The sequence below is a fragment of the Cupriavidus sp. Met-2 genome (genome assembly GCF_049843575.1).
Classification (GTDB): domain Bacteria; phylum Pseudomonadota; class Gammaproteobacteria; order Burkholderiales; family Burkholderiaceae; genus Cupriavidus; species Cupriavidus metallidurans.
The window spans coordinates 301,619-320,057 of the sequence record NZ_JBBHZL010000004.1 but is presented as its reverse complement, the minus strand read 5'-3'; the positions used below and the strand labels follow the sequence as shown (position 1 = coordinate 320,057).

The following is an 18,439-nucleotide window of genomic DNA, read 5'->3' as shown; positions in this document are numbered from 1 at the left end:
TAGACTGACAATCGTTTGTGGAGATTGATGCGCTTGAGTTGTGAGGGCGCCTCATCTAGCAAAGGGGTAGATCGATGCAGTATGTTCTCCGACCTTTGGCCATGACATTGGCCCTCGCCGCCGCCATGATTTCTGCCTGCGCCTCCGGCCCGCTGCCGGATAACCCGTCCGCCACCACCAGCCTCGGCGAGACCCGCTCGGGCGGCCCGAGCCGCTGGGAGCTTGTGCGCTGGCAACGCGCCGATGGCACGCTGCGCGCCATTCCCCATGGCGACAATGGCCAGCCAATCATTTTCGACTTCAATGACGGTATCGATTCTCAGCATGGCACGGTAAGCGGCACCAGCGGCTGCAACCGCTTCACGGGCGGCTACGGCAAGACCACCACCGGGATTCGCTTCGATCGCATCGCTAGCACGCGCATGGCCTGCCCGGAGCCGCGCATGGAACTCGAATCAGCGCTGCTCAAGGCAATGGCTTCGCCCTTCACGACGGTCGGCACCCAGCCGTCGGCGGGCCCGACCGGGCGGCAGATCGTCTGGAAGACGGGGGATGGCGATCTGTTGCAGTTCGTCGAGCGCGAGGGCGTGGGCCAGCGCGGCACGAAGATCGATGCGGCGCCGGGCAAGGAGAAGATCGTCTATATCGATTCGCAACGCGTGGAATGCTCGGGCGTGGGCAAGATGCAATGTTATCGCTGGCGCGAGTCGCCCGAAGCCCCATGGCAACTCTGGTACGGGCCGATCGAAGGGCTCGATTTCGAACCCGGCGTCAGCTACAAACTGCGCGTGCGCGAGTACCAGGTGCCGAATCTGCTCGCCGACGCGGTGTCGATCCGCTGGCAACTGCTCGACGTGGAAGAGCGCACACGCGCGAAGTGACCGGTGGGGGGGAGTGCCGGGTCAAGCTCGTGGCCCCCAATCCGGGCTAGCTCGGTTGGCCGATCATATAGAATCCGGCCTGGTTCCAGGCATGTCACGTCGCAGCGGCGAGACCGACGCTTTACTAATCTCACTATGACCTCCAGCAACAAGCTCCTGTCGAGGATGGCTACCGCCCTCGTGTTCGCCTTCCCGGTGTTGATCCTGTGCGTGCCTCGAGGCGCGGGCGTTTTTCTGGCGGGGGTCGGCGTGCTGGCGCTGCTGGGTTGGCGAGGCATGGGGCGCGCATGGCGCGAACATGCCGATGTGCTGATGCCGCTCACCATCGCCGTGCTGGCGTTCATGGTCGTCGATATTGGGTCAAAGCTCTACTTCGACACGCCATGGAACGTCATCGACAATCCGTCGCGAACGCTGCTGGCGATCCTGACATGCTGGGTGATCGTGCGTGCGGCGCCTAATCCCGCCTGGCTCTGGCGCGGCATTACCCTGGGGCTCTTTCTTGCGTTCCTGATCGTCGGTTACCAGTACTTTCTGCTGGGCGATGGGCGGCCAGCGGCATTTGTCCAGGCGATTGCCTTCGCCAACATAGTGGCAACGCTTGCGGCTATAGGATTCGCGCGTCCGGGTGACGATCGGCGCGCTCACGGCACAGCCTGGTTCAATGTGGCATGTGCTGCGGCGATTCTGGTAATGAACGGTACGCGTGGAGCCATGGTTGCATTGTTGGTCACGTTGTTTCCGTTGTTGCTGGTCCGCTACCGCAACGTGCGCGTCACCATGCTGGGGGTAGCTGGTGCCGCCATTGTTGCCCTGGTGGTCGGTGCTTACTTGATTCCGGCTAGTCCCGTTGCCCAGCGGGTGGATCTGGCTATTGCTGACGTTCAGAAATTTGTGCATGGCGATGCAGAGACATCGGTGGGCGCGCGACTAAAGGTCTGGCAGATCGGGATCAACTATTTCAGCGAACATCCATTGACCGGAGCCGGTGTGGGGCAGTTTGCGCGAGTACTCCATGCGGCGCCGTACTGTCAGGAGGAGCGGCCCAGATCGGAATCGGTAGCGTGTGTACTCGAGCATGCGCACAATGACATTGTCGAGGCAGCCTCCACTACCGGTATTCCGGGTTTGTTGGCAATGTTGGGTCTCTTTCTGGTGCCGGGGGAACTATTCCGGCGCGCACTGCAGGTCTGCCGTAAAGGCGGCAACGATCGAGGTGTCAGCGTAAGCGGCGCTGGGGTGGCAGTGGTGGTGACTTCATTGATCTGTGGTCTCACGCAGGTCACCATGGCTCACCAGGCCAATGTCGTGTTCTACGCGGGCGTTGTAGGCTTGTTGCTGGGCCTGGCTCGCTGCGAGGTGGTGCGGACACACGATACGCTGCACAGTACTGGCGCCGCAACGAGCCACGCATTCAGTGCAGACTTCAATCGTTCAGCCCCCATCCGCTGACGGATTGGCTTGGGAACGTTTGTGACGGACCATTCCGGCAATGGGCGCGAATTGCCGGTTTGCCTTGCCGGTTGACTGATGCAAGGGCACTTCTGTGCCGCTCAGCTATGTCCGGGGCAGTGTGCCGGGCACGGCATTCTTGCGCGACCCGCGCTCGCTTCGCGCCGGTTGCAGCGCTGACGTTGCACCCACGCTCGTCTTGCCCGGCAACCTGTACATCGCCCCCGGCGCCGACGTCAGCAGCGTGTTGATCTGCACCACATCTGCCTCCGACAGTGCGCCAGTGGAAGCCTTCAGGCGCATGCCGTTCATGATCGTGTCGTAGCGAGCCTTGGCCAGGTCGCGGCGGGTCTGGTACAGCTGCGCCTCCGCGTTCAGCACATCGATGTTGATGCGCACGCCGACTTCGTAGCCCAACTGGTTCGATTCCACCGCGCTTTGCGCCGAGCGTTCGGCGGCTTCCAGCGCCTTGACCTGCGCCAGGCCGTTGTACACGCCGGAATAGGTTTGGCGCGCTGTCTGCGCGGCGGTGCGGCGCGCGAATTCGAGATCGCTCGCGGCCTTGTCGGCGAGGGCCAGCGTTTCGCGCACGCGCGACTGGATCTGCCCACCCGTGAAGATCGGAATGCTCAACTGCACGCCCACCACGCCCGAGTTGTAGCGGCTGCCCACATTGCTGAGCTGCGTGGCCGTGCCCTGGGCATTGGTGTAGCCGTAAGATGCGACGAAGTCCACGGAAGGCAGGTGGCCGGCCTTGGCCTTGTTCGTTTCGCGCTGCGCGGTTTCGAGGTTGAAGCCGGCCAGGTTGACCTGCGGATTGGCTTGCTCGGCCTGCGCCGCCCATGCGTTGACGTCGGCTGGCGCCGGGCCCGGAATCACGGATTCGGGCCGCAGTCCCAGCAACTCGTCGACGGGCCTGCCGGTGATCTGCTGCAGCGTGGCGCGGACCACCTCCAGCGCGCTTTGCGAGGCGATCTCGGTGGACGTGGCCAGGTCGTAGCGCGCCTGGGCGTCGTTGGCATCCGTGATCGTCGCGGTGCCAACCTCAAAATTGCGTTTGGCCTGCTCGAGCTGCTCGCCGATCGCCTTCTTCTGCGCGCCGGCCAGGTAAAGGTTGTCCTGCGCGGCCAGCACGTCGAAGTACGCCTGCGAGGCCCGCGTGATCAGGTCGAGTTGAGCCTGCTGGAACGTGACCTCGCCGGCCAGCACAGCCAGTTCGCCCTGTTTGTAGGTTTCCCAGCGGTCCCAGCGGAACAGGGGCTGGGTCAGCTGCAGTTGCCACGTATTGGCGTTGAAGTAGCGGGTGACGTCCACCGGAGAGCTGTAGTCGGCCTGGGTTCGTTGTGCACCCGCCGTGCCGAGGACCTGCGGCAGCAATCCTGAACGGGCCTGGGGCAGCTTCTCGCGCGTGGCAAGCAACTGCGCGCGTGCGCTGGCGAACTGGGCGTCATTGGATTGCGCGTCGCGGTACACCTGCAGCAGATCGGCGGACTCCGCCGCAGGCAGGTGCAGCAGGGCCACCAGAGCGGCAAGAGCAGCCGCGGGCGGCAGGGGTTTCCTGGCCGCTCCTGGCACGGCGGAACGCGCAAAACTCATGACATCTCCAGCACGGCCTGCGACACTGCGCGGCCAATGTTCGGTTACATCGACGGGTGGTACGGCAAGGAACTGCGGAGGTGCTGCCGGCTGGGACGATCCCGGACGGTAGCTGTCCGGGATCAGTCCGATCAGTACTGCGGGACGGACGGATCGACCTGCGTCGACCAGGCGTGAATGCCGCCGGTTAGGTTGTAGACCTTGGTATAGCCTTGGCGCTCGAGGAAGTTCGCCACCTGCATGCTGCGCGCACCGTGGTGGCAGATGCAGACGATCTCGGCGTCTTCGTCGAGTTCGTTCAGGCGGCCAGGAATCTGGCCCATTGGGATATGCGTGATGCCAGGCATCGCGGCGGTGCGGATCTCGATGTCCTCGCGCACGTCGAGCAGCACCGGCTTCGCGCGGCCGGCATCCGCTAGCCATTGCGCGAGTTCAGGGGCAGAAATGACTTGCATGTCTGGCGTCCGATCAGAACTTGAAGCGCGACGGCTGCGGCGCGCCTTCCAGCGGCTTGGCCAACGTCTCGAACAGGTCGACCACCTGGTACTCGGTCTCGGACGCACGCGTCACGATGCGAGCTTCCATGACCGGGGCCGTACCGACGACGGCGGCGATGCGGCCGCCGACCTTCACCTGCGACAGGATCGACCGCGGAATCTCCGGCACCGATGCCGAAATGCAGATCACGTCGTACGGCGCGGCCACCGCCCAGCCGTCAGCCGCGTTGCCTTCGGCCGCTTCCACGTTGTGGACGCCGGCGTTGGTCAGGTTCTGGCGGGCCAAGGCGACTAGTTCGGGATGGATGTCCACGGTGAGCACGTGGCGGGCGCGGTTGGCCAGCAGGGCGGCCATGTAGCCCGAGCCAGCGCCGATTTCGAGCACGTTCTCGTGCTTGCGCACGTTCAGGTCCTGCAGCAGGCGTGCTTCGACGCGCGGCGGCAGCATGTTCTCGCCGCACGGCAGCGGGATCTCCATGTCGACGAAAGCCAGTGCGGCGTAGGCCTGCGGCACGAACTGCTCCCGCTTGACCACGGCCAGCAGGTCCAGGATTTCCTGGTCCAGCACGTCCCATGGGCGGATTTGCTGTTCGATCATGTTGAAGCGGGCTTTTTCGAGATCCATCTTGCCTTTCCTTCCAGATACTTGCGGGGTTGCACTGCCGGTCAGCGTATTGTGTCGCCGTCAGCGCGGTCGTTGCGGTTGATGCCGGGGTGACGTCCCGACTGGTGCCGAAGCCGCCGCCTGCCGGGAAGTTACGCAAAAGCACCCTATTTTACCCTCTCGTACCCGATTGGCATGTTTACAAACCATTAGAAACGAGGGGCGAACCGATATTGAGCCGGCGCGGGGCGCGGGCGTGGTCGCGCGCGTGGTCACTGGTCGGCCTCCTCGGAAGATGGCTGGGCGGCGGCGCGCTCGGCCACGAGTTCGTCTCGAATTCGCTCCCAGACGTACGGACCATTGGGCGGGGGCAGCGGCGTATCGCGCGCGGGGCCAGTGGTCAGGCCGAACAGCAGCACGTTGAGCAACTGGTCGATGAACGCGTTGGGGTCGATGACCGGTGCGTCGAGCTGAGCGAATGCGCTGCGCCAGAGCATCAGGAAGACCAGCGGCGCGCAGAACAGGGTAGTGGTGGGGTTGGCCGGCGCGGCGCGGAACTCGCCGCGCGCCACGCCACGGGCCAGCACGCGGGCGAACAGTTCGTCGCCCGGACCCATGACTTCGTCCTGATAGAACTGCGCGATATCCGGGAAATTGCGCGATTCCGCCATGATCAGCTTGGTCAGCCCCGCAACGGGCGTTGCGCCGATCAGGCCCCACCAGCCAAGCAGCAACTCACGCAGCAGCTCGGGCGTGGAACCCTCATAGGTGTCGACCAGATCCGTGCCGCGCGCGAGGGCGGGCACCATGTTCTCGCGCACCACGGTCTTGAACAGCTCTTCCTTGTTGGCGAAATACAGGTAGACCGTGCCCTTGGACACGCCGGCCGCGGCCGCGACATCCTCGAGGCGCGTGGCCGCGTAGCCGCGCTCGACGAACAGGTGCAGCGCGGCGGCGACGAGTTCCTGCGGACGGGCGGCCTTGCGCCGGCTCCAGCGCCGGGTGTCGGGGTCTTTCTTGGGCAGGACGGCGGTCACGGTTGTGTGGAAATGGCAGGGCTCCCGTCGCGCGGTTTGGCAGGAGTTGGTGTTAATAACCTATGGGTCAATAATGTAGAGTGGCCATTACGTATGGTCAAGCAGACAATATGACCAGGCGGAGGGTGCTTTTTCAGGGTGCTGAATGGCGCGCATATCTTCCATGTTGCCCTTTGTTTCAGGCATCGGCACCCGGCTGAGGCACAATTGCGAGTTTCTCCGGTCTATTCGCTTCCACATGCTGCATTGACGGCATGTTGGCGCGGAATCTTCAACACTCACCATGACTTGCCAGTCCGCCCCGTCCTGCCGCAGCGGCTGCGGTGCCTGCTGTATCGCACCGTCGATCACGTCGCCGTTGCCGGGCATGCCACGGGGGAAGGCTGCAGGCCAGCCTTGCGCCCAGTTGCTGCCCGACATGCGTTGCGCGGTGTTCGGGCGCGTCGAACGGCCGGATTTCTGTAGTGGTCTGCGTCCCTCGCAAGAGATGTGTGGCGATTCGCGTGAAGCGGCGCTCCTCTGGCTGACGCGGCTGGAAGCGATGACCGCGCCGGCATCCCGCCCGGATGACGGCCATGCCTGATGGAGGTAAATCGATGATTGTCACGACGCGCCGGCGCTGGCTGGCGGCCGCGGGTGTCGCCGCGCTGGTCACTGCCGGCTGGCTTGGCGGCTGCAGCTTGTTCCGCAACGAGTACACCTTTTCGCAGAGCCAGTTGCAGGCGGCGCTGGAGAAGAAGTTTCCGTTCAACAAGCGGTACATGGAGCTGTTCGACATTCAGCTCGCCAATCCACAACTTACGCTCGACGCCGCGCGCAATCGCGTGACGGTGGCGTTCGATGCGACGATCGACAACCGCCTGTTTTTTCGCCAGCCGTTGACGGGCCGCTTCGCGCTCGACAGCGCCCTGCGCTATGACCAGCCCTCGCGATCGCTGGTCCTGCAGGACCCCGAGGTCAAGCAGTTCGACGTCCAGGGTTTGCCGAGCCAGCTGTCTCGCCAGCTTGATACGCTTGGCGGTATCCTCTCGGAGCAGTTGCTGCAGGGTTATCCACTCTATACGTTCAAGCCGGAACAGCTTCGACTGGCCGGCACCAACGTAGAGCCCGGTACAATCACGGTCCTTCCGGACGGTATCAACGTCAAGATTCATCGGCCGTAAATCCGGATTAACAATAATGCATGCGCCCGCGCCGTGCCGGCGGGTCTTGCGCTTACTTTTTCGCGCCTCCCTCTCCTGATTCCGCATGGATATTGCACTCGCCCTGAAAGCCGTCATCCTCGGCATTGTCGAAGGACTGACCGAGTTCCTACCTATCTCCAGTACTGGTCACCTGATTCTTGCGGGTCAACTGCTCGACTTCAATGACGAGAAGGGCAAGATTTTCGAGATCGTGATCCAGTTCGGCGCCATCCTGGCCGTTTGCTGGGAGTTCCGCCACCGCATCGGCGTCGTGATCAGTGGCTTGACCAGCGATGCCAAATCGCAGCGGTTCGCGATCAACGTGATCGTGGCCACGCTGCCGGCCATCGTGCTGGCACTGGTCTTCGGCAAATGGATCAAGGCCCATCTGTTCAACCCAATCACCGTGGCGATGGCCTTCATCGTCGGTGGCGTGGTGATCCTGCTGACCGAATGGCGCGAGGCGCGTCGCGGTACAGTGTCGCGCCCGCAAGGCAACGCGCTGCTGGAAGCCGCCAAGGCCGGCGCGCCGCGCATCGAGTCCGTGGATGACCTGAACTGGCACGATGCGCTGAAGGTGGGTCTGGCGCAGTGCTTTGCGCTGGTCCCCGGCACCTCGCGCTCCGGCGCGACAATCATCGGCGGCATGCTGTTCGGCCTGTCGCGCAAGGTGGCCACGGAGTTTTCGTTCTTCCTGGCGATTCCTGTGATCTTCGGTGCCACGGTCTACGAACTCTACAAGGCGCGCGCGCTGCTGTCCGCCGATGACCTCGGCATCTTCGCCGTCGGCTTTGTATTCGCGTTCCTGTCAGCGTTCCTGTGCGTGCGCTGGCTGCTGCGTTTCGTGGCCACGCACGACTTCAAACCGTTCGCGTGGTACCGGATCGCCTTCGGCATCATCGTGCTGGTGACGGCGTGGACCGGATTCATTTCCTGGCAGGCCTGAGCGCCTGAGCGCCGGAATGTGAAAGAGGGGCATCGCCCCTCTTTTGCTTTCTGGTCTACTTCTTCCGGAACACTACGTCCCACACGCCATGACCAAGGCGCAGACCGCGCTTCTCGAACTTGGTCACCGGCCGATAATCCGGCCGGTCCGCAAATCCCCCATCGGCCTTCGACGAGTTCTCCAGCGCCGGTTCGCCGGATAGCACCTCCACCATCTGGTGCGCATACTCTTCCCAGTCGGTCGCGCAGTGAATATAGCCACCGGGCTTGAGCCGGCTGGCCAGCAGCTTCACGAGCGCCGGCTGCACCAGACGGCGCTTGTTGTGACGCTTCTTGTGCCACGGATCGGGAAAGTAGATATGCACGCCATCGAGCGAGTTCTCGGTGAGCATGTGCGCGACGACTTCGACCGCGTCGTGCTGCATGATGCGCACGTTCGTGAGTTCGCGCTCCCCGATCAGCTTGAGCAGGGCACCAACCCCGGGCTCGTGCACCTCGCAACCCAGGAAGTTGTCCTGCGACCGGAGGCCGGCAATATGCGCCGTGGTCTCGCCCATGCCGAAACCGATTTCAAGGATCGACGGGGCCTCGCGCCCGAATGCGGCGTTCCAGTCCAGCGGCTCGGGCTTGTATGGGACGATGTAGGTCGGTCCCAGCTCGTCCATCGCCCTTTGCTGTCCCGTCGAGGTACGCCCGGCGCGCCTGACGAACGAACGGATTCGGCGCGGGTGCGCGACGTCATCGCCCGGGTTGGAATCGGCGGTGGAAGTGTCGGCAGACTGCCTAGGGGCGCCTTTGGCGTCGTCGCCTGGCAGCGGCTCGGTGATGGTGTCTTGGGGAAGCATGGCAACAAAAAACCGCCGGGCGGATCGCCGATCATCGCTTCGATCGGGTGCCAGAGGCGGCTTGCGTAGTAAGAGTGGAGCGGGCGATGGGAATCGAACCCACGTCTTTAGCTTGGGAAGCTAAGGTAATAGCCATTATACGACGCCCGCGGAACCGCGATTTTATGCGGGATTCCAAGATGGATGCAAGTATGAGACTTGTGCGCCGTGCGTGAAAGTGTCGAGTGTACTACTTGCCAGTGGTGTCGAACGGCCTTGCACCAAGTTCAGTAGGACCAGACCTAATCGCCGCGACCAGGCTTGACAAGTGGGGTTGGGCGCTCCTGCACTTCTAGGCGAGTTTATGTACACTAATATAAGCGCTGCACTCAACATGTTTGCTGTTCTAGGCAAGCGTCCGGAGTACTACTATGTCGCTCGGTTTGGCTGTACTAATTGTCGGCTTCCCTCTCTGTGCTTTTTTTATCTGGGTAGCTAAGAATGGGATTCGGGCTGAGCAAGCCGAATGGGAGGCGCGTGTCGAATTCAAGCGCAGCTGCGAATGTCATTGCTGCCACTGTGGTAGGGAATTCGGTCGAAGTGAGGAACGTAGCGGCAAGGCGCCCTCATCAATCTCGCAATAGAATTCGCAACAGTCGGCGCTCCAGTGGCCCGAAGAACGGGTATGTAAGACATGATCGACTGCTGCGCTTGAGAGGCTTGCCAAGGCACGCTTTGTGCGTTATCTTTGCTTCACACTCGCGTCAATGACGCATCGACTCGCGACCTAGGTCGCAAATTGTACGCGCCTGCCGCGCCTTTCCGGAAGTTCGCAGGTTGCGGCGTATTAATCGGCGATGATTTCTTGTGAGCCTCTGCGGCTCCGTGAGATCCTTTTGTCCCGCGTCCCTTCTGCGGGGATGCTTGTAAAAGCATGACGGATGCGAATTCGTCTGCTGTGTAGTTATTCCGGCTTCGCACTCCTTAGTGGAGCGCAGCTGAGGATGTACTGCCGACCGCCTGTTCTTAGTGGTGTTTCTTGTTCCCTTGGCGTCCTAGTGCAAGATTTTTCTTGGCATAGGGTTCATCGGCTGCGCTATAAGTCAGTGCAATGCTGGCGATCTGCCCGCCGTTGAGCGGGCAGGATACCTTTCTGCGCTTTCCGACCTTCCTCCCTTTCCTGATCGCGGACATAACTGCAATCAGTTTCGCGTCTGGATTTCATTAAGTCTCCCATTCCTGTCTAACGCAGGGCGCGCCCATTGCGCCATCACCCCAACAGGGCCTTGTTCTCGGGTTTCCCCGAGCAGAGGTGGACATATCGTCCCCAGAATCCTCCTGCGCTCTCCCCAAGCAGGTATCCGACAGCCGGCACTCTTTGCTGTCTTCGGTTGGAAGGCTGTCAAACGCGTCTTGTACTCGCGCTTGCGCCTTCGGCGGCATCCATCTGCTCGGAACGCCATTGTGGGCTCAACGGGCCACATTGGCCGGCCAGCTGCGCCGCAGCACTTGTTGTGCCCGTACTGATGCCTGAGGACATCAGTGCCAGGACTGGTCTAGCCAGTCGCAGTTAACACTGACCAAACAAGTAATGTTGCGAGTAACGTGAGGATTCAAATGAAGATCGATATTTTTTTAGACTTAATGCGAATGGTTGATCGCAATCGAGATGGCTCCTTCTCAACTCAAGCCGCTCGTAGAGAAGTCTTGGCGCAAGTGGCTCACGACCTTAAGGATATGGGCTATCGAACTCTTCCGGCTACGGGTTTGAAGCCGAAACACGTGCGTGCGCTGGTTGCTCGATGGCAAGAATCTGGAGTCGCTGTTTCGACGATGAAAAATCGTATGTCGTATGTGCGCTGGTGGGCCGAAAAGGTGGGTAAGGAAAACTGCGTGCCACGCACGAATGCGGAGCTTGGAATTGGTAAGCGAAGATTTGTGACGAATGTCTCCAAGGCCATAACTCTGAGTTCTGGAGATTTGCGAGAAATTTCTGATGATCGTATTCGTTGCTCTGTGGAGCTTCAGAAAGAGTTTGGTCTGCGCCGTGAAGAGTGCATAAAATTTCAAATCAAGTATGCATTAAACGGTAAATCTACTCATGAGGTAAAAGAGATTAATTTGAAACCAACTTGGTGTAAAGGAGGGCGAGCGCGTGTTGTACCTGTCACAACGGAGGAGCAGCGTGACTTGCTTGCTCGCGTACTGGTATTGTGCGGAAGCGGCTCAATGATTCCGGAGCATCTGAAATATGTTGAGCAGCTCGGCCGCTACATCAGGGCAACCCGCAAGGCGGGGATTTGTAAATTGCATGGTCTCCGGCATGAATATGCCCAGCGGCGCTATAAGGAATTTACGGGATGGTCGGCGCCAGCTGCAGGTGGTCCGGGGTCATCCCACCTTACACCTGATCAGCGTTTGGTGGACCATATTGCTCGGCTCAAGATTTCGGCTGAGCTGGGACATAACCGCGAAGCAATTACGGCTGTTTATTTGGGTCGCTAAAAATTTCCAATAGAAATTCGATACCATTAATATGGCAGAAATTCTAGAGTATCAGTTACTGCAACTCCTGGCTATGCGAGCGGTATATTTGGTTGAAGTTATACCTGGCGAGCAGGCGTGGTTTGTGCGCGTCAATGGAGGGCAATGGCTCCGATCCGCTCGCCAAATTCCGCACCCCTTTGACAATTTGGAGAGAACGATGGCATATCTACAAGACATAGGCTGCAAGCGGGTCACGGTAGACCTCAGTAGCCGGCCAGAAATTCCTGATCGTGAAGTCTTACCTGCTACCGTGCCACCTCGGTGTGACGGCTGGCGTCTTTAACACTGGCGAGGCGCATATTGGGGCTGGTAGGCGTCAGTGACGAAAAGGCTCTCTGATGCCCCACGCACTGCGGAAGCACGTGGACTTCTATTCTTACGCTATTCTCCTTGGTGTGGGCGCGGCGTAGCAATCCCCGGCGGGCACTTTTAGGCAGCGGCGAGCGTCGCAGGCAAGCGTGCGAGTACCTTGGTATAGCCAACTGCAATTCTGCAAGGCTGTTTGGACAATCACCCCGCTCATGATCGAGGGCTGCTTTGCAGGCAACCAAGTAGTCTCACTTTTCATCTTATCGTGCATCCAGACCCTGCCCAACGCTTCAACGCCGAGCTCCTTCCCCGCATCGTCGAGCGGGTGCAACGGCTTTCCCACGGGACGCTGCATGCCGACGTGCTTCCCCCAGCCTCTCCCGATCTGCCGGCACGCCTGCGCATCTGGGCGCCTCCACGAAGTGGCGGCGGACGGTATGCCTGTCCATTGGACATTACAATGTCTTGGGACAGCTATGAGGTCGACCGGCTGTTTGGATTGGGCGGTGACCTGAGGTTTGCCGAATATTTGGATGCCTTGCCGGGCAAGCTCAATGCCTGGCAGGAGGCGCGGCAGATTGACTTCAGTTCGCGCACACAGGCCGACCCCACCGTATTGCTTGGCGGGCTCGACTTCGAGCATCTGCATCAATAGCCGATGTTGTGCGCGAGGGTTGTCTATATTTGCGTGCGTACGGTTGTGGCGGGCCGCCAATTGCTGTGGCAGCGAATGTATAGAGAATTTCGAGCTACTCGGCTATCCCTCGTGGAGTTCTTCTACTATGCGCTGGTGCATGTCCGTTGCCTCTTCCCAAGTCAGCGAAAGATAATTTCCCCTTAATCGAGCCGCTGATGTGTGTCACAAATTTTGGGGGGTCTTCATTTTTCCGTGCTTCCCAACCGGAAAAATGTGTCCAAACTTCGATCGCTAGTTCGGGCAGCGTGCCTTTGATCTACCAACCTTTTCCCTCGAAGCGCTCCCAGCGAGCGTGTTCCCCGAAGTCGTAGACGCGCATGGGTCGACCTTCTTGGTCCAAAACGTAGAAGCGGCTGTAGCCGGGACCAATTGGTGAGGGTTAGTAGTCGCGGCCAGATTCGGAAGGACGAGGTATGGATAAGAGGCGAGGTATCTTTGCAATAGACAACCATCATGGCGTGGTTGCCGCACGAAACGCAATCAATTTTCAGCATAGCACTGATATTATTTCCGTACTGTACGATGCCTTTCGTCATAATTTGACGCGGGTAGCTAATCTGTTCGTATTTCTTACCTTGGTAATCGTCGGGGTCTATTTTGAAAATTATCTGCTGCAGCAATCGTGATCTGCGTACTGCAATACCGAAAGCCTACAGATCGCGCGTTCCCTAGTAGCAGCTTTTATCCATCGCAACCCTTGGCTATGATGAATTGCATTCGGCAAGCCTAACCAAGGCTCCACGCAATAGAAGTCAGAGTCGTCGCGTTCCGTCCATGAGGTGACGGCGTACCAGGGAGTGAAGGTCTCGTCGTTCAGCGCGATTTCGATCGTGCGTGATGGCATGGCAAGGCGAGCGGAGCCCACGGCGCGCAGGGCGTGAAACGTGTCCTGCAGGCGTGGATCGTCGACGGTGTACGTGTCATCGCCAGCCTGAGGCTTGGTGAGGCTGCCATCGCCGTTTTGGCGCATGCGTTCGGCTGGCGGCATCGACAATTGACTCTGCGCGCGCTGTTCGTGTGGCAGCGCGAAGTAGAGGTGGTGGCCAGCATAGTAGGGCAAGGCTTGCGTACCCGTATTGTGGGTGTCGAGAACTGCTTCGAGTCCGTCCGGGGCCAGGCGATAGGTTACGGTGAATTCGAACTCGTAAGGATAGCCAGGGCGAGTGGCATCGGACGACGTCAGCGTCAGGCTTACGGTGGAGTCCGAAACCTCGGTCACCACAAACGGGAGGTCGCGTGCGAAGCCATGCTGGGGCAAGGCGTGAACCGTTCCATCGCGGTCGCGCCATTTGCCAGCTTCGCCGTCGACGAAATGGCGTCCGATAAATGGAAACAGCAACGGATTGCCACCACGGATCTTGGCAACGCGCGACCAGTCGGCGTCATCGGGCCAGAACAGGATGTCCTGTCCATGATGGACCCAACGCACCAGCCGGCCACCATGGCCGGGGGCCAGCAGCAGATAGCTGTGGTCGTTACCGATCCTGAGAAGATCCTGACCCTGGTATCGCTGCGTGGAGGTGGTGGGCATGTCGACTGCGGAAGATAAGGGGAGAACCGAGAAGGTTAGCACCCTGCCTTTCGGCCCATTCAGGCGCCATCGCTCAGCCAAACATCTCGTCGCTCATGTGGACGGTCTCTCGCAGCAGCGGGTAGACCTGCGATTCCCAGCGTTTGCCGTTGAACACGCCGTAGTGGCCCACGCCGGTCTGGATGTGGTGCATCCGCATATACGGGCGCAGGCTGGCGCAGAGGTCCTGCGCGGCCATGGTCTGGCCGATCGCGCAGATGTCGTCGCGCTCTCCTTCCACGGTCAGCAGGGTGGTGCGGCGGATCGCGTCGGTCGATACGCGCCGGCCCGCCACGTCGAGCAGTTTCTGGGCCAGCAGAAAGCGCTGGAAGACGAGGCTGATGGTCTCGAGATAGAACTCGGCCGTCAGGTCCATGGTCGCGAAGTACTCGCTATAGAACGTCTGGATTTCATCGGCCTTGCCATGCTCGCCGCGCGCACGCAGGTTATACAGATCACGCAGCGCCTGTTCGTGACGCTCGCGGTTCATGCTCATGAACGCGATGAGCTGGACGAAGCCCGGATACACGCGTCGCAGCGCGCCGGCGAAACGCAGCGGCACGTATCCGATCAACGTGTTTTCGAACCACTCGATTGGGCGGCTCGTAGCCAGCGCGTTGACGCGGGTGGGATTCACGCGCGCATCGATCGGGCCCGCCATCAACGTCAGGCTCGGCGGCTGTGCCGGGTCGCTGTCCTCGGCCATCAGCGCGACGGCTGCCAGCGCCGCCACAGTCGGCTGGCACACGGCCACGACATGCGTGTTGCCACCCAATACGTGGAGGAACGTGATCAGGTGATGCACGAATTCGTCGAAACCGAATCGGCCACAGACGAGCGGGATGTCACGAGGGTTATGCCAGTCGGTAATGTAGACGTCATGGTCGCGGAGCATCGTTTCCACGGTACCGCGCAGCAGCGTTGCGAAGTGGCCGGACATCGGCGCCACCAGCAGCACACGCGGTTGCTGGGGCGCGCCCTCGCGGCGAAAACGCAGCAATGTGCAGAACGGCGTACGTATGACGATTTCTTCGGTCACGGGCACATACTCGCCACGACCATTGATACGCACGCGGTCGATGCCGAAAGGAGGGCGGTAGTGAGTCAGACGTGCCAGTGCCAGCACTTCGCACCAGGCGCGTAGCGCGCGCAGCGTCTCGCTGTTGTCGGCGCGACGGTATCCCGAGATGAGCGTGGAGGCGATGTCGGCCAGCGAGCAGGCCGGCTGCATCATATCCGCGTAGAGCTGATAGGTCTGGTAGAGCATGGCTCGGTCCCCCCACGTCCGTCGAGCCCCATTGCCGCAATATATATGCCACGGGCGTCGATGTTGGCACGCCGTTTGCAAATTTTGTCTGGCTTGGTGGGTGAGGGCACGCAAAGGGTGCGGAGTGGCGGAGCGGCCCCGTAGCGGCGACGACAGGCGGCCTCGCACTGGTGCCGGACGCGCCGGCGGCACGCACCGCGCGGGTGCGTGCTGGCATTAGGTCCGCACGCCGCCGATACTGCAAGCGAACATCGCACAATGCCCCGGGGGCAGAGGAGGCACGATGTCGAAGACAACGCTGACGATCAGCAGCAAGACGTATTCGTCCTGGTCACTGCGCGGATGGTTGCTGGCCCGGTTTGCGGGGCTTGAATTCGAGGAAGTGCTGGTGCCGCCGGATGACCCGGCCGCGCGGGCGGAGATCCTGCTGCTGTCGCCGTCGATCCTGGTGCCGTGCCTGCGCCATGAGGGCGTGACCGTCTGGGACACGATGGCGATTGCGGAGTACCTCAACGAGATCCGGCCCAAGGCGAAGCTGTTGCCGGACGATCTGGTCGCGCGCGCCCACTGCCGCGCGATCTGCGGCGAAATGCACTCCGGCTTTGCAGCCATGCGCGCGGCGCTGCCGATGAATCTGAAGGGGCATTTCCCGGGGCTGAAGGTCTGGTCGCGCGCGCAGGCCGATATCGACCGCATTACCGCGATCTGGGCGGAGTGCCTGCAACGCTACGGCGGCCCTTACCTGTTCGGCAAGCGCCGCACCATTGCCGATGCGATGTACGCGCCGGTGGTGACGCGTTTCATCACGTACGGCGTGAAGCTCGATGCGCCGCTCGTCGAGTTCTGCAAGACGATCCTGGCCATGCCCGAGATGCAGGAATGGATTCATGCCGCTCGCGAGGAGCCCGACGAGATCAGCGAACTCGACGTCGAGTTCTGATGCAGTGCCTTACGCCGGCTGCGCGGCGCGCGTCAGGTAGTCCTGGGCATACGCGAAGTACCACGTCAGGCACTCGGGATTCGCCATGGCATCGCGGTTGGCGATCTTCTCGGGTGCATGACCGAGCAGCAACTTCTTGATCGGCACTTCCATCTTCTTGCCCGAGAGCGTGCGCGGCACGCCGGGCACCTGCAGGATCTCGTTCGGCACGTGCCGCGACGACAACGCAACGCGAATGCGCGCGCGCAGTGTGTCGCGCAGGGCATCGTCCAGCGCCATGCCCTCTCGCAGCACCACGAACAGTGGCATATACGATTCGCGGCCGAGGTATTCGAGATCGACCACCATGCTGTCGAGCACTTCGGGCAACTCTTCCACCACGCGATACAGCTCGCTCGTGCCCATGCGGATGCCGTATCGGTTGATCGTCGCATCGGAGCGACCGTAGATGATGGCGCCGCCGCGCGGTGTGATGCGAATCCAGTCGCCGTGGCGCCACGCGTTCGGATAGGTGTCGAAGTAGCTGTCGCGGTAACGCTTGCCGTCGGCATCGCCCCACAGGAACAGCGGCATGGATGGCATCGGCTCGGTGCAGACCAGTTCGCCCACCTCGTCGATCAGTGGCTTGCCGTTGTCGTCAAAGGCTTCGACCTTGGCGCCCAGGCAACGGCACTGCATTTCGCCCTGATAGACCGGCAGCAGGGGGCATCCGGCCACGAACGATCCGGCGAAGTCAGTACCGCCGGACATCGGCGCCAGCCAGATGTCGGTGCGCACGTGCCCGTAGATCCAGTCGTACGCTTCCTCCGGCAGTGGCGATCCCGTCGATCCCAGACCGCGCAGGCGCGACAGATCGGCGATCTCCGCCGGTTCTACGCCCGCCTTCATGCAATTGGTGAAGAATGCAGCGCCGGCGCCGAACATCGTCACACGCGCCTGATCCACGAATCGCCAGAGCACGCCGGCATCGGGCCACGCCGGGTTGCCGTCGTAGAGCGCGATGGTGGTGCCCAGCAGCAGGCCAGCTACCTGCGCATTCCACATGATCCAGCCGCTGCTGCTGTACCAGTGAAACACATCATCTGTGCCCAGGTTGTTGTGGAATGCCATCAGCTTGAGCTGCTCGATCACAATGCCGCCGTGCCCGTGGACGATTGGCTTTGGCATACCGGTGGTGCCGGACGAATAGACGATCCACAACGGATGATCGAATGGGACCGGCGTGATCTCGAGCGGCACGTCGTGCGCCAGCACGTCGCTCCAGGTGTGGCGCCGGGCATGTGGCTCGGGCGTGACGTTGCTGCCGATCGACGGCACGATCACGAGGTCGGTCAGCGAGGGCAGCGCGGCAACCAGATCGGCGACCACAGGCGCTCGATCGTACGTCTTGCCGCCGTATCGGTAGCCATCGACGGCGATCAACACCTTGGGTTCGATCTGGCGGAAGCGGTCGATCACAGCCACCTGGCCCATGTCCGGCGCGCAGCCCGACCAGATCGCGCCCACGCTGACAGTTGCCAGGAATGCGACGATCGTTTCCGGCACGTTGGGCAGGTAGCCAGCCACGCGGTCACCGCGCGTGACGCCCATCTGGCGCAAGGCGTGGGCAACCGAGGCGACTTGTGATTCCAGCGTGTCCCAACTGATATCGGCTAGCGGTTGCGCCTCGCCGGCATGGCGAATGGCGGTGCGCTGGCGTGCCAGGCCGGTGCCGGCGTGGCGGAAGATCTGCTGCGCGTAGTTGAGCGTCGCGCCCTCGAACCAGCGCGCGCCCGGCATGGTGCGGCGATCCAGCACACGCTGCGCGGGTGTGTCGAAGCGTACGTCGAAGTAATCGACGATGGTCTGCCAGAACGCTTCGATGTCGGTGACCGACCATTGCCAGAGGCTGGCGTAGTCACGGAAGTCGAGGCCGCGCGCGCCGCGCAACCACTTCATATATGCGGCCAGATGGCTGCTTTCGGTGAATGCCGCGGACGGCGTCCATGCCGGCTGGCCGGCCTGGGTTGCAAGCGTCATTTGTCTCCTCCGGAGCCCGTCTGCGCGGGCCATGAGAGTGTTGTCTTGGATTGCCGGTCAAAAAGCGATG

Annotated in this window: 17 protein-coding genes and 1 tRNA gene; 8 read left to right on the top strand and 10 right to left on the bottom strand. The window is 61.5% G+C overall.

The features are described from left to right. The first annotated feature begins 74 nt into the window (after positions 1–74). Together WD006_RS12005 and WD006_RS12000 are read left to right on the top strand one after the other, a co-directional pair. Positions 75–881 carry an META and DUF4377 domain-containing protein gene (locus tag WD006_RS12005; RefSeq protein WP_029307279.1) on the top strand — a complete coding sequence of 269 codons (807 nt, stop codon included), beginning with the start codon at positions 75–77 and terminating at the stop codon, positions 879–881. A 135-nt stretch (positions 882–1,016) separates the two neighbouring features. Next, positions 1,017–2,333, top strand: coding sequence for an O-antigen ligase family protein (locus WD006_RS12000; protein ID WP_081092599.1), 1,317 nt, complete (start codon positions 1,017–1,019; stop codon positions 2,331–2,333). Positions 2,334–2,438: 105 nt separating this feature from the next. Here WD006_RS12000 and WD006_RS11995 read toward each other — a convergent pair whose 3' ends face one another. The 5 genes from WD006_RS11995 to WD006_RS11975 all read right to left on the bottom strand — a co-directional run bounded on the left by WD006_RS11995 (position 2,439) and on the right by WD006_RS11975 (position 6,487). Continuing rightward, positions 2,439–3,929 (bottom strand): TolC family outer membrane protein, encoded by a 1,491-nt coding sequence (locus WD006_RS11995; RefSeq protein ID WP_029307281.1) that lies wholly within the window; start codon positions 3,927–3,929, stop codon positions 2,439–2,441. Between the two features lie 131 nt (positions 3,930–4,060). Continuing rightward, the gene (locus WD006_RS11990) at positions 4,061–4,384 is read right to left on the bottom strand and encodes a rhodanese-like domain-containing protein (RefSeq protein ID WP_029307282.1); all 324 of its coding nucleotides are present in this window, start codon (positions 4,382–4,384) and stop codon (positions 4,061–4,063) included. Positions 4,385–4,397: 13 nt separating this feature from the next. Then, complete coding sequence (locus tag WD006_RS11985) at positions 4,398–5,051, bottom strand: protein-L-isoaspartate O-methyltransferase family protein (RefSeq protein WP_029307283.1); 654 nt, start codon at positions 5,049–5,051, stop codon at positions 4,398–4,400. A 251-nt stretch (positions 5,052–5,302) separates the two neighbouring features. Then, positions 5,303–6,067 (bottom strand): TetR/AcrR family transcriptional regulator, encoded by a 765-nt coding sequence (locus WD006_RS11980; protein ID WP_029307284.1) that lies wholly within the window; start codon positions 6,065–6,067, stop codon positions 5,303–5,305. Positions 6,068–6,154: 87 nt separating this feature from the next. Further along, positions 6,155–6,487, bottom strand: coding sequence for a hypothetical protein (locus WD006_RS11975; protein ID WP_155714374.1), 333 nt, complete (start codon positions 6,485–6,487; stop codon positions 6,155–6,157). Here WD006_RS11975 and WD006_RS11970 point away from each other — a divergent pair. The 3 genes from WD006_RS11970 (at position 6,402) to WD006_RS11960 (ending at position 8,197) form a co-directional block, all read left to right on the top strand. Then, a complete protein-coding gene (locus tag WD006_RS11970; RefSeq protein ID WP_231108872.1) occupies positions 6,402–6,650 on the top strand; it encodes a YkgJ family cysteine cluster protein in 249 nt (82 codons plus the stop codon). The two genes, WD006_RS11975 and WD006_RS11970, sit on opposite strands and share 86 nt — an antisense overlap. Positions 6,651–6,663: 13 nt before the next feature. Next, complete coding sequence (locus WD006_RS11965; protein WP_029307286.1) at positions 6,664–7,230, top strand: DUF1439 domain-containing protein; 567 nt, start codon at positions 6,664–6,666, stop codon at positions 7,228–7,230. Positions 7,231–7,315: 85 nt separating this feature from the next. Beyond that, the gene (locus WD006_RS11960; protein WP_029307287.1) at positions 7,316–8,197 is read left to right on the top strand and encodes an undecaprenyl-diphosphate phosphatase; all 882 of its coding nucleotides are present in this window, start codon (positions 7,316–7,318) and stop codon (positions 8,195–8,197) included. A gap of 55 nt (positions 8,198–8,252) precedes the next feature. On the opposite strand, the gene trmB is transcribed toward WD006_RS11960, so the two are convergent. Continuing rightward, positions 8,253–9,041 carry a tRNA (guanosine(46)-N7)-methyltransferase TrmB gene (trmB, locus tag WD006_RS11955; RefSeq protein WP_029307288.1) on the bottom strand — a complete coding sequence of 263 codons (789 nt, stop codon included), beginning with the start codon at positions 9,039–9,041 and terminating at the stop codon, positions 8,253–8,255. Positions 9,042–9,116: 75 nt separating this feature from the next. Beyond that, a tRNA-Gly gene (locus WD006_RS11950) sits at positions 9,117–9,191 on the bottom strand. Positions 9,192–10,637: 1,446 nt separating this feature from the next. Between WD006_RS11950 and WD006_RS11945 the strand changes: the two genes are divergently transcribed. Together WD006_RS11945 and WD006_RS11940 are read left to right on the top strand one after the other, a co-directional pair. Then, entirely contained in the window at positions 10,638–11,525 is an 888-nt protein-coding gene (locus WD006_RS11945) for a phage integrase N-terminal domain-containing protein (protein ID WP_080711382.1), read from the top strand. A 616-nt stretch (positions 11,526–12,141) separates the two neighbouring features. After that, positions 12,142–12,531: a DUF5594 family protein gene (locus tag WD006_RS11940; protein WP_029307289.1), complete on the top strand. Its 390-nt coding sequence runs from the start codon at positions 12,142–12,144 to the stop codon at positions 12,529–12,531. A gap of 646 nt (positions 12,532–13,177) precedes the next feature. Here the strand turns inward: WD006_RS11940 and WD006_RS11935 are convergent. Both WD006_RS11935 and WD006_RS11930 read right to left on the bottom strand, forming a co-directional pair. Then, entirely contained in the window at positions 13,178–14,104 is a 927-nt protein-coding gene (locus WD006_RS11935; RefSeq protein WP_029307290.1) for an aldose epimerase, read from the bottom strand. A gap of 73 nt (positions 14,105–14,177) precedes the next feature. Then, positions 14,178–15,410 carry a polyhydroxyalkanoate depolymerase gene (locus tag WD006_RS11930; protein ID WP_029307291.1) on the bottom strand — a complete coding sequence of 411 codons (1,233 nt, stop codon included), beginning with the start codon at positions 15,408–15,410 and terminating at the stop codon, positions 14,178–14,180. Positions 15,411–15,693: 283 nt separating this feature from the next. On the opposite strand from WD006_RS11930, the gene WD006_RS11925 reads away from it, so the two are divergent. Continuing rightward, positions 15,694–16,350, top strand: a complete 657-nt coding sequence (locus tag WD006_RS11925; RefSeq protein WP_008642239.1) for a glutathione S-transferase family protein — start codon at positions 15,694–15,696, stop codon at positions 16,348–16,350. Between the two features lie 9 nt (positions 16,351–16,359). On the opposite strand, the gene WD006_RS11920 is transcribed toward WD006_RS11925, so the two are convergent. After that, positions 16,360–18,369, bottom strand: coding sequence for an acetoacetate--CoA ligase (locus WD006_RS11920; RefSeq protein WP_029307293.1), 2,010 nt, complete (start codon positions 18,367–18,369; stop codon positions 16,360–16,362). Positions 18,370–18,439 lie beyond the last annotated feature (70 nt).

Excerpts from the sequence above, each read along its gene's own strand:
- WD006_RS11930 (WP_029307291.1), bottom strand. The coding sequence starts at position 15,410 with ATGCTCTACCAGACCTATCAGCTCTACGCGGATATGATGCAGCCGGCC.
- WD006_RS11945 (WP_080711382.1), top strand. The coding sequence starts at position 10,638 with ATGAAGATCGATATTTTTTTAGACTTAATGCGAATGGTTGATCGCAAT.
- WD006_RS11935 (WP_029307290.1), bottom strand. The coding sequence starts at position 14,104 with ATGCCCACCACCTCCACGCAGCGATACCAGGGTCAGGATCTTCTCAGG.
- WD006_RS11965 (WP_029307286.1), top strand. The coding sequence starts at position 6,664 with ATGATTGTCACGACGCGCCGGCGCTGGCTGGCGGCCGCGGGTGTCGCC.
- WD006_RS11990 (WP_029307282.1), bottom strand. The coding sequence starts at position 4,384 with ATGCAAGTCATTTCTGCCCCTGAACTCGCGCAATGGCTAGCGGATGCC.
- WD006_RS11960 (WP_029307287.1), top strand. The coding sequence starts at position 7,316 with ATGGATATTGCACTCGCCCTGAAAGCCGTCATCCTCGGCATTGTCGAA.
- WD006_RS11975 (WP_155714374.1), bottom strand. The coding sequence starts at position 6,487 with ATGTCGGGCAGCAACTGGGCGCAAGGCTGGCCTGCAGCCTTCCCCCGT.
- WD006_RS12000 (WP_081092599.1), top strand. The coding sequence starts at position 1,017 with ATGACCTCCAGCAACAAGCTCCTGTCGAGGATGGCTACCGCCCTCGTG.
- WD006_RS11985 (WP_029307283.1), bottom strand. The coding sequence starts at position 5,051 with ATGGATCTCGAAAAAGCCCGCTTCAACATGATCGAACAGCAAATCCGC.
- WD006_RS12005 (WP_029307279.1), top strand. The coding sequence starts at position 75 with ATGCAGTATGTTCTCCGACCTTTGGCCATGACATTGGCCCTCGCCGCC.
- WD006_RS11925 (WP_008642239.1), top strand. The coding sequence starts at position 15,694 with ATGTCGAAGACAACGCTGACGATCAGCAGCAAGACGTATTCGTCCTGG.
- WD006_RS11920 (WP_029307293.1), bottom strand. The coding sequence starts at position 18,369 with ATGACGCTTGCAACCCAGGCCGGCCAGCCGGCATGGACGCCGTCCGCG.
- trmB (WP_029307288.1), bottom strand. The coding sequence starts at position 9,041 with ATGCTTCCCCAAGACACCATCACCGAGCCGCTGCCAGGCGACGACGCC.
- WD006_RS11995 (WP_029307281.1), bottom strand. The coding sequence starts at position 3,929 with ATGAGTTTTGCGCGTTCCGCCGTGCCAGGAGCGGCCAGGAAACCCCTG.